The organism is Raoultella sp. T31 (assembly GCF_002806725.1).
Classification (GTDB): domain Bacteria; phylum Pseudomonadota; class Gammaproteobacteria; order Enterobacterales; family Enterobacteriaceae; genus Klebsiella; species Klebsiella electrica.
On sequence record NZ_PIBO01000051.1, the window covers coordinates 21099 to 30630 of the forward strand.

The window sequence follows — 9532 nt, forward strand, 5'->3', positions numbered from 1 at the left end:
GTTGATATTGCGATTATTTATGGAGGGAGTGCGCGATGAATGCACTGTTAACGCAGATAGTTATGGAGCTGAAGTCGGGCAATATCCGCCGTTGTGAGGCGATGGGGTTAACGCTGGAAGAGATTCAGGAACTAAACAGACTAACCGTTGAGGATCTGCATTATCTGGTGAATACACAGGTATCGCTTCTGACCTTCCGCATCAACCATACCAACCTGAATACCATGCTGGCGCAGGCCCGTCGTGAGCAGACCCGGGCGCAACGGATCGACAGGGCGTTAACGCTGGGCGGCTCTATCGAGCTGATGCAGTGTTTTTTCGGTCTGACAGCGTCGGAAGTCAGTTCCCGGCGACGCCTGGTCGGTGTTGTAACCCGGCAGGGGCGCAGCCAGATCCCGACAGAAGAACAGGAGCTGGCGGTGTGGCAGCAGTGGAAGGCATCGAACGTTGACAACCTGGAATCGCTGGATGCTCTGGAGGCCATGATGCTAATCGCTGAACAGCAGGACATTTCGTTAACTTCAGTCTGGACGCTAACCAAAGGATGGAGTGCCGCCTGATGGCCGTTGTTCCCGTCGATGATGTTATCCAGCGTACGCTGGCGAAGATGCAAAACCGGATTGAGCAAAAAGAGCAGTCCGGCGAGCAAAGTAATGAACAGAGCGGATTGCTCTTTCTGGGGAACGTGCATGATGCCGTTCCCCGGCGTTTATTTCTGGATAGCAGGTTATCGCCACTGGATAAGATGGCGTGGGTGATGATCCGGCTGTACGCCCAGCAGAACGAGGGCGCTGTTTTTCCTACCTACGATGAATTGCAGTGCCAACTGGCGCTTCCCCATTCGGATAAAGCGTCCCGGGAGACGGTCAGCCGGGCGCTGTTAATGCTACGCCTCACCGGCTGGCTGAGTCTCTGCAAGCGTGTCAGGGATAAATCCGGACGTATTCGCGGCAATATCTATGCTCAACATGATGAGCCGCTGGGACTGTTTGATGCGGAATACTTCGATCCCGGCTGGCTTGATGCTGTTGCTGATGCCTGTCGACACACCAATAAAACGATACGCCTGACGGCGCTGGACGTTTTGCAGGATATCAAAGCCGATACCCGTATGCGCCACCGGCACTCGCGCGTTGCACTGATCGAAGCCCGGCTATCCACACCACAAACTCCGCAGGAAATGGTATCATCACGGCAGAAGAAAGCTTTTGGTTCTGAAACCGAACCAGGTCAAAATTCACAGAGTTCGGAATCCGAACTTGGCGTTCTAAAAGGGGATATTTTACCGGGTTCGGATTCCGAACTAAGCCGGAAATCAAGGGATGGCGGCTTAGTTCGAAAATCGAACCGTTACGTACGTAGTTTTACACAGAGTGTAAAAGATACGTACGTAGGGGGCGAACGTCGGTTGTCATGGCCGACGGCGATAATCGAACGGCTGAATACGCCCGACAGGGATATGCTGGAGCAGCAACTTAGCGCGTTACCTGACGGGCTGGGACAGCGGATGCTGGACGATCTGGCTGGTCGCATGAAAGCGACGGAGGTCAGGAACGTCACGGCCTACCTGCTGGCGAACCTGAAACGGGCAAGGGAAGGGCAGTTTAACGTCGGTGACGTGGTGGCAGTGCATCCTCCTGCAAAGCAGAAATCGGTGACTATCCCACCATTTGGCGAGAAAAAAGAAGTCAAACGAGCACGGAGAGAGTTTGTGTCTGGTGTGATGGCAGAGATCAGGGGGAGTTATTTCAGGTCATAAAGTGAACAGTGTTGACAGTGTCAACACCTCTTTAATGATGGAATACGTTCTTGTTTTAATATTAGTCACCTCACTTGTAAGGCGCATATCCATGTTTTTTATCAAATTCTAACCCATTGGATGCGTTAAACTCGCCGTGAAGATAATATTTACCATCCTCTGCGTGTTCAAGATAACACCCGAGGCGTTCAACCATTGGGCTGATTCCTGCGTGATCACTTAGCCATTCGCGATAGCCTGCTATAGATGGGCCTCCAATATTAATGACGAATTCTATTCCATAGAAAATAAATCCAAAAAGTGTTTCTCGTCGCTTATTCATAAATAATCCACATCCAAATCCGGCATGAACCCATTCATTTTTTGTTGGATGCAGCATTAACGTGTCATGCGGAAAAATACGACGCTGTGAGAATGGCCATTCTTTGAAGTTATCGCCATATCGGGCATATCTGCGTATATTATTCAGGAACGGTTCGTGGATTAAAGTAGCTGTACCCTGTGGAGTTTTGCAAAACAACTCTGCAAATGTTTCGTATGCCATTTTACAAAGAAATCTAGACATTTCTTTTTTTGGTGGATTGTCTTCAATAGTGAATATCAGTGGTTGCTCAAAATTCTCAGCTATAACCCTTTGAAGTATTTTTTGGTCATTCTTATTTTCTGTGTCTAATTGCAGACTGCCGTTTTTTGAACGGCGCATGTTAACTGCTATTTCTGTTCCTGCAATGTGACCAACTAAAGATTGATATGATCCCCTTTTATTTGGGATTTGCTGCCAAGCCCGAATATTTCTCATCCATGGGTGGTTTAAAATAGGTTGTTCGACTTTACGTGCAAAATAGTTATTGCATTTATCGCAAACGACACCACGCGGAAGTACGCGTTTCTTACTTCCGATTGACTCTGGCATGATATGTTCAACACTTCGAGAGTCGGTAGAATCACCTGCACAAAAAATACACAGCATTGTTGATAATCCTCGGAGGTCTGGTGCTAATCCTACGTATGTTTAAGATGCAATGTTCGTGAGTTAAATGAATAAAGTGAAAACATTGGACAATCCATCAAAATGGGATGGGGACAGGATAGACTAATTTTTTTATTTTTTGCAAAAATAGTTTCCCGTTGTTCCTGACCTTATCAATCCATAACCATTTCCATCTCGTTATCGTTAATTTTCAACGGATGGATACCATGTCAGACAAGACAGAAAAGAAAGCCGGTGCGCTGCATTCTGAGCTGCGCATCGAGCTGCATACCCAATACGCCATTAACACCTGGAGCGGGCGACCAGCTTCGGATGGTAAGCCTTCGCTCATCGGAATGCCGTTGTTTTTCCGTCTTATTTCCCGGATTAACCGCGATTCACTGGCCGATAATCCGTGGGCGGATGCGGCTCTGGTGGAAGTGGAAACACTGCTGGAAACGGCCAGCCAACAGCTCCAGAAATGGCTGAACGATATCGATGCCCTGATGGCGATGCTGCCTGCTAACGCTTCTGTTTCCGGAGTCACTTCCACCGCACCGCTGAATATCGGTGTGCACAGTCATACCCCGCTGGGATACCGCTGCGTTTATCTCCTTGTTGGATTCGATCAGCTTATTCTGCGTGTCTTTCAGGCTCATCATTACGGTCTGATGTCGCTGAAAGAGCGAAAAGCCTGGTTACATCGCGGTAGCCATCAAATTCGCCGTATCTTCTCGGTTGCCCTGCGTTACCGTTCGCATCCCGTTACCCGCCAGGATATAGCTTCAAATAACGATGTTGCCCGGCAGGCTATCGAACAATTTGGGGAACTGGACAGGGCGATCCTGCTGGGAACCCGCCGTTCCCGCTTTTCTCCGCTGGTAAGCGCCGAAAGTATTAAGGTGCTGAAAGCCACCTTTAAACGCCAGTCTCGCGAAGAGAAAGCGGCAAAGCAGGAGGTACAGAATGATCAGCAATAAAACAGCTTTTACCGGATTGTTCGTCCTGAGTAACTGCCTGAGTGGCTGTGCGAGTGTTGACAGTGTCAACAGTGCGATAAACCAGATTAGCGGTAGGATCTTCTCAGTCGGTTTCGCACCGGCAGACAGTGGTCCGGTAGTGTTGTCGAAAGGCGTACCGCAGGCCAGCCACAAAATCGCGCAGGAATACCGTGTTCCCGTTGATGTTGATACGGTAGCGGCGCGGGTAAAACGCTACTACCGCTTTATCTCGGCTGAAGAAGTAGCGCAGCTACGTAACAACGGTACGCAAAGTGGAGGGTGGACTGCCGCTTCAGTAGCCGATGGTGCATGGGTATGGGATGGGCAACCCGGCAGCTACTACAAAATGGGGCGCGACTGGGGAAGCGAGAATACCAACGACAGCGTTCAGGTCGAGCTGGAGAAAAACGGTTCAGGTAGCCGTATGTATATCACCTTTCGTTCCGGGCTGGCTTCTCATGCCACGGCGGCTTATACCAGCAAGTTGTTTGAAAATATGAAGAGCGTAGCGGAAGGGACTACCCGATGAGGCTATTTCTATGTGAAAAGCCCAGTCAGGGACGGGATATTGCCGCCGTGCTGGGCGCAACAAAGAAAATGCCGGGTCATCAGACCGGAAACGGCGTGTGCGTCACCTGGGGTTTTGGTCACTTGCTGGAGCAGGCCAGCCCGGATGCCTACGGTGAACAGTTCGGTGTTCCCTGGCGTACTGACGTGTTACCGGTATTGCCGACAACATGGCAAATGCAGGTTAAACCGGATGCGGCGGCTCAGTTCTCCGTCATCCAGAAATTGCTGAAGCAGGCTGATACGGTGGTGATTGCCACCGATGCAGATCGCGAAGGAGAGGTGATTGCCCGTGAAATCCTTGATTATTGCCGCTATCAGGGGAAGGTTGAGCGGTTATGGCTTTCGGCGCTGGATGAGGCCAGCGTCCGCGCCGCGTTGGCGGCGATAAAGCCCGGAAATTTGACCTTACCCTACTATTTAGCCGGTCTTGGCCGTGCCCGGGCTGACTGGCAAATTGGTATGAACATGACGCGGTTATATTCGGTCAAGGCCCGGGAGAACGGCTACGGTAGCGTGTTATCCGTGGGGCGGGTGCAGACGCCGACGCTTAACCTGATCGTGGAACGCGATCGCGATATTGCGCAGTTTGTTCCGAAACCTTACTGGAATGTTGTGGCGCAGCTGGCGGCGGGAGGGATCGTATTTCAGGCGCAGTGGGTGCCTGCGGCAGCGTATTGCGATGAGGAAAAACGCTGTATAAATCCGACAGCGGCTCAGCAGGTGGTTCAGCTTTGTCAGAAAACCGTACAGGCGACGGTGGCAGAGGTTGAGACCAAAAGGGAAACCGAATCCGCTCCGCTGGCGTTTGATCTCGGTACGCTACAACAAACCTGTTCCCGTCGTTTCGGCTATGGCGCTCAGCAGGTGCTGGATATTGCGCAGGCTTTGTATGAAACCCACAAAGCGACGACTTACCCTCGTACCGACTGCGGCTATCTGCCGACATCAATGCGTGGCGAGATCGGGCAGGTGATGGCCTCGATACAGCAAAGCGATCCGGCTTTATCTGCGATCGTCTCGCGGCTTGATGTGCAGTACGTTTCCCGTATCTGGAATGACAAAAAGATTACCGCACACCACGGGATTATCCCCACGAAGCAGCCCTGCGACATGGCAAAAATGAGTGAGCAGGAGCGCAACGTTTACCAGCTTATCCGGCTGCATTATCTGGCCCAGTTCCTGCCGAACCATGAAGTGGATGCCACGCGGGTTTCGCTGAGCTGTGGGGGGCAGTTATTCAAGGCCAGCGGTAAGGTTGTGGTCGTTGCTGGCTGGAAGAGTCTGTTTGGTAAAGATGCTGAAGAGGATGCAGTCGATGCCGGTGACAAGGCCCGGTTACCTGCAATGGCTAAAGGGAGCGTATGCCAGGTCACTGGAGCGGAAGCAAAACCGCAGCAGACGAAACCACCTGAGCACTATACGGAAGGGACATTGATTGCCGCGATGAAGAATGCGGCGCAATTCGTTACCGACCCTCGTCTTAAAAAGATCCTCAAAGAGAACGCGGGGCTGGGAACGGAAGCGACCCGGGCTGGCGTAATTGAGACGTTGCTGAAGCGTGGCTTTGTAGTGAAGAAAGGCAAGCATCTGCTGGCGACACCTATAGCCGGTGACTTGATGGATGTATTACCGGCACAGCTTAAAGATCCGGGCATGACGGCACTCTGGGAGCAGTCGCTGGACGATATCGCTGAAGGCCGGATGTCGCTTGATGACTTTATGGCGAAACAGTCAGCCTGGACAACGCAACTGGTCGCAAAAGGGCAGCAGCAGACCGTTAAGATCACGTTACCGCCTTCTCCGCCGTGTCCGATCTGCGGTGGGACAACGCGCCAGCGCACAGGGAAATCAGGCGCATTTTGGGGATGTGTCAGCTATCCTGACTGCAACGGGATTGTGAATATCGGGGCGAAGAAGTCCGTTCGTCGGCGGAAAAGTCCGGCAAAGAAAAGTGTCTGACTGGCTTTATATTTTTGGTTGGAAGCATGGTGTGAATTTGCTATTTTGCTTATGGCTTTGAAGTACTCCGCGACTGCGGTAATCCGATTTTTCGTACCTACAGGTGGACGATTGGACAGTATGGCAACCCATTTTGTTACCTGGATGAGGTTGTAAGGCGTGACCCTCCGTGAAATTACACGTCGGCCAAAAAAGGCTCTGGCCCGGAGAAGTGACATTGACGATGAACCCGTGGTACAGGTTCAGAGGCCCGATACCAGGATGGGATCGGGCCTTTTTAATTTTAGGGGCGAGGCAGTGACTCACACTCGTTCCGGCATTTTAAATCTTAGCTGATTTTTGTGAAACCTAAATATCAATCAGCAGACATGATCAACCTTATGATGTGTGATTAGCAGGTAACAGGTCAGGCAATTAGTTTTTTATTCAATATTGTTATTTATATATTTTTTTTATAGAAAAAAGATATAAATAATTTTAATCAAGCGAAGCGGGAAACTTGCTAGTATTTGATCATTGGTTAGTTAGTGAGATATACCGCCATCAATTGGGTTAATAGCCCGAGGAAAGCTTCGTGCTTTCTACCATTTATCCCGCGCAACGCCCCTGTCGGTTGCGGTGTCCTTGGTAAGTTGAGGTCATCGTAGAGCAGGTGGTATGGCGCATGGATATTCGAACCATTGGGCGACCAATGGTTCGTGGAGCTGGGAGCTAGTGCTGTTCAATCTCATCCTTATGAGGGCGAACCTCAGTGTTTAAGTGAGCAATCGTTCACACACTGGGGGCATAAGGAGCAAGTCATGCTTAATGATGATAAAGTAACCAACGAACAGCAGGCACAGAGCAAGTCAAACCGGAAAAAGTGGATGGGTTATGCTTGGGAGGCGTTCAAATGGGGTATCCGACTATTTGATCTAATCACAAGATTAATCGATTACTTAGAAGGGGGCGATCTGTAATGTGTCCTCCCTCGTTTCAATTAGTAAGGAGTTGCGGGTGCTACATAGAGCTCTACGTCTTGTAAGGCAATATCACAACGAATCCATCGCTGGGTTATCTCTTGCACTAAACATCCCGAAAGAAAAAATAGTGCAACTTGAAAGTGGTGAGTCGTCCCCGTCTGTCGATGTACTCCAGCGTTACTCTTCTCACTTTGATATCCCAGTGCCTTCATTTGTTTTCTTTTCTGAAACTCTTGGTACTCAAGGGCGTATATCTAAACGACTACGTTTAAACTTGGCTGGTAAAGTATTGGATGTATTAGAATGGGCGAGAAAAAAAAATGAAAAAACGGAAAAAGCTTAAGATTTTAACTAAAAATAAGAATTATGGCATTAATGATTCTCCTCTTTTTATGCTCAAAAGCAAAAAAAAATTAGCGGCCTTACTCGGTGTCACAACTTCTGATTTGATCTTGTTAAAAAAAGATGAAGGAAATTATTCTATTTTTGAACAGCTATCTAAGAAGGGTAAACCAAGAAAAATACAAAAACCATTAGATGCCTTGGATATTGTACATACCAGAATAGCCAGTCTGTTATCAAGGATTTCTTTACCAGAGTATCTACATTCGGGTAAAAAAGGCTGTTCAAATATCACAAATGCTCATGCTCATTTGAATACATCAAAAACGATGACGAGTGATGTTAAAGCATTTTTCCCATCGACGACCCGAAATATGGTTTTTTCATTCTATTTTTCGGTAATGAAAATGTCATCGGATGTGGCTGATATTTTATCACATATATGTACGTGTTATGGGCAACTTCCAACAGGAAGTCGGATTAGTATGCCATTAGCTTTTTTCGCTAATTCTCGTATGTTTGATGAGCTAAATGTCCTGTGCAATAAGTTAAAAGTAAAAATGACAGTATATGTTGATGATTTGACATTCTCAGGGGATAATGTAAATCGTTTATTTTGTTCAGTTGTAAAAAGGATTATATCTAAACATGGTCATGTAATGCATCCGACTAAAACGAAACTATATAGTGAATACATGCCTAAATTAGTGACGGGTGTTATAGTTACTGCTGGGTGTATGAAGGTGAGAAATGAACAACATCGCTTAATGGCTCGGGATATTGCATACTGGAAATTGATCAAAGATGCGGACAGAGCAAGAGAAACATCGGTGGTGAAAACTTTATTTGGGCGATTGCATTCAATGGGAGTTATTGAAAAACGTTATAAATCAAAAGTGTTAACTTTGAAAATCAATACAGCAATGTGATTTTTATATTGGGACATGGTTCTTTGTCTCTAACGTGTATTCCCATGTGGTTTTTAAATCAAGAAAGACTACACTCATTGGGGCATTTATTTTCCTATTGCATTCTTCCTACAAATTCAAAACAATGCCCACTCTTACCCCGTTGTCTCCGACAACAGCCAATGTCCCGGCAATCTGAGAGGGACGCCTTCGGGTGATTGCCAGCCAAAATCGTCGTGACCTGAGAGACGATGCCTTCGGGCGGTAACCTTGCTTAACCTTTGAAAGCAGGGATCGCAATAGCGATAAAGGTACACTTCAACCACAGATCGTCAGCGTCGCTTTGATGCCTGACACCCCAGCGGGAAAACACCCAGCTGGGATGTTTCTCCGTTTATCGAATTTTTCCAGGAGAAACACTATGTCTACAACATCTAAAACTACCACCGCTAAAGCTAAAACAAGCAGTGCCAGCAAGCAATCCCCGGCTCCCGTTCCTGCTGAATCAGCAACTCCAGCTCAATCAGCAGCTCCGGCACCGGCACAACCGAAACCACAATCCAGCTACTTTAATTTGCATATCGATGGGCTGGGTTATCTGAGCAATATTCGCGAAATTAATACCGCTACGAGTTCATTCCTGAGCTGTACGATTAACGCGTTGCATGGCTCAACTGAAAAACCGGATTACACGCGTTTTGATGTCACGGTGTCGGGTAAACAGACCACGTCTTTAATCAGACGCTGTCAGAATGCGGTGAATGAAGAGAAAAAGGTACTTATCGGCTTTAAGCTCAGTAATCTGACTGCCGATGTGTTTACTTTGACTAAAGGCGATCATGCGGGTGAATCAAGAGCGTCACTGAAAGCGAGACTGATAAAAATCAGTTTTATCAAAGTGGGGCAAGAGATGAAATATAGTCATAAAGCCGAAAAGTCTGAGTCTTCTGATTCAGTAGATTGATAACAGAAAGAAGCTAATCTCCATATTATAACCCTCCTTGTGGACCCTGTAAATAATTCTGTGTAATTGCCATCCGATTAAAGGTGGTCGCTCAGGC

10 protein-coding genes are annotated in these 9532 nt (G+C 48.0%); 9 read left to right on the forward strand and 1 reads right to left on the reverse strand.

Going from position 1 to position 9532, the window contains the following annotated elements; genetic code table 11:
- Window positions 1-35 precede the first annotated feature (35 nt).
- Both CWM52_RS23520 and CWM52_RS23525 read left to right on the forward strand, forming a co-directional pair.
- Window positions 36-560 (forward strand): DUF2857 domain-containing protein, encoded by a 525-nt coding sequence (locus CWM52_RS23520; RefSeq protein ID WP_100686293.1) that lies wholly within the window; start codon window positions 36-38, stop codon window positions 558-560.
- Window positions 560-1759, forward strand: coding sequence for an STY4528 family pathogenicity island replication protein (locus CWM52_RS23525; RefSeq protein WP_100686294.1), 1200 nt, complete (start codon window positions 560-562; stop codon window positions 1757-1759). Before CWM52_RS23520 ends, CWM52_RS23525 begins: the two co-directional genes overlap by 1 nt.
- Before the next feature lie 70 nt (window positions 1760-1829).
- Here CWM52_RS23525 and CWM52_RS23530 read toward each other — a convergent pair whose 3' ends face one another.
- Window positions 1830-2729: an HNH endonuclease gene (locus CWM52_RS23530; RefSeq protein WP_100686295.1), complete on the reverse strand. Its 900-nt coding sequence runs from the start codon at window positions 2727-2729 to the stop codon at window positions 1830-1832.
- A 227-nt stretch (window positions 2730-2956) separates the two neighbouring features.
- Here CWM52_RS23530 and CWM52_RS23535 point away from each other — a divergent pair, with 227 nt between their 5' ends.
- The 7 genes from CWM52_RS23535 (at window position 2957) to CWM52_RS23560 (ending at window position 9435) form a co-directional block, all read left to right on the forward strand.
- Complete coding sequence (locus tag CWM52_RS23535) at window positions 2957-3709, forward strand: PFL_4669 family integrating conjugative element protein (protein WP_100686296.1); 753 nt, start codon at window positions 2957-2959, stop codon at window positions 3707-3709.
- Window positions 3710-3848: 139 nt separating this feature from the next.
- Complete coding sequence (locus tag CWM52_RS23540; RefSeq protein ID WP_227521334.1) at window positions 3849-4259, forward strand: hypothetical protein; 411 nt, start codon at window positions 3849-3851, stop codon at window positions 4257-4259.
- Complete coding sequence (locus tag CWM52_RS23545; RefSeq protein WP_100686298.1) at window positions 4256-6259, forward strand: DNA topoisomerase III; 2004 nt, start codon at window positions 4256-4258, stop codon at window positions 6257-6259. Before CWM52_RS23540 ends, CWM52_RS23545 begins: the two co-directional genes overlap by 4 nt.
- An 800-nt stretch (window positions 6260-7059) precedes the next feature.
- Window positions 7060-7218: a hypothetical protein gene (locus tag CWM52_RS26420; protein WP_165785430.1), complete on the forward strand. Its 159-nt coding sequence runs from the start codon at window positions 7060-7062 to the stop codon at window positions 7216-7218.
- Window positions 7219-7255: 37 nt separating this feature from the next.
- Window positions 7256-7564 carry a helix-turn-helix domain-containing protein gene (locus tag CWM52_RS23550; RefSeq protein WP_100686299.1) on the forward strand — a complete coding sequence of 103 codons (309 nt, stop codon included), beginning with the start codon at window positions 7256-7258 and terminating at the stop codon, window positions 7562-7564.
- A complete protein-coding gene (locus tag CWM52_RS23555) occupies window positions 7542-8492 on the forward strand; it encodes a reverse transcriptase family protein (protein ID WP_100686300.1) in 951 nt (316 codons plus the stop codon). Before CWM52_RS23550 ends, CWM52_RS23555 begins: the two co-directional genes overlap by 23 nt.
- A 400-nt stretch (window positions 8493-8892) precedes the next feature.
- A complete protein-coding gene (locus tag CWM52_RS23560; RefSeq protein WP_100686301.1) occupies window positions 8893-9435 on the forward strand; it encodes an STY4534 family ICE replication protein in 543 nt (180 codons plus the stop codon).
- Window positions 9436-9532: the final 97 nt, after the last annotated feature.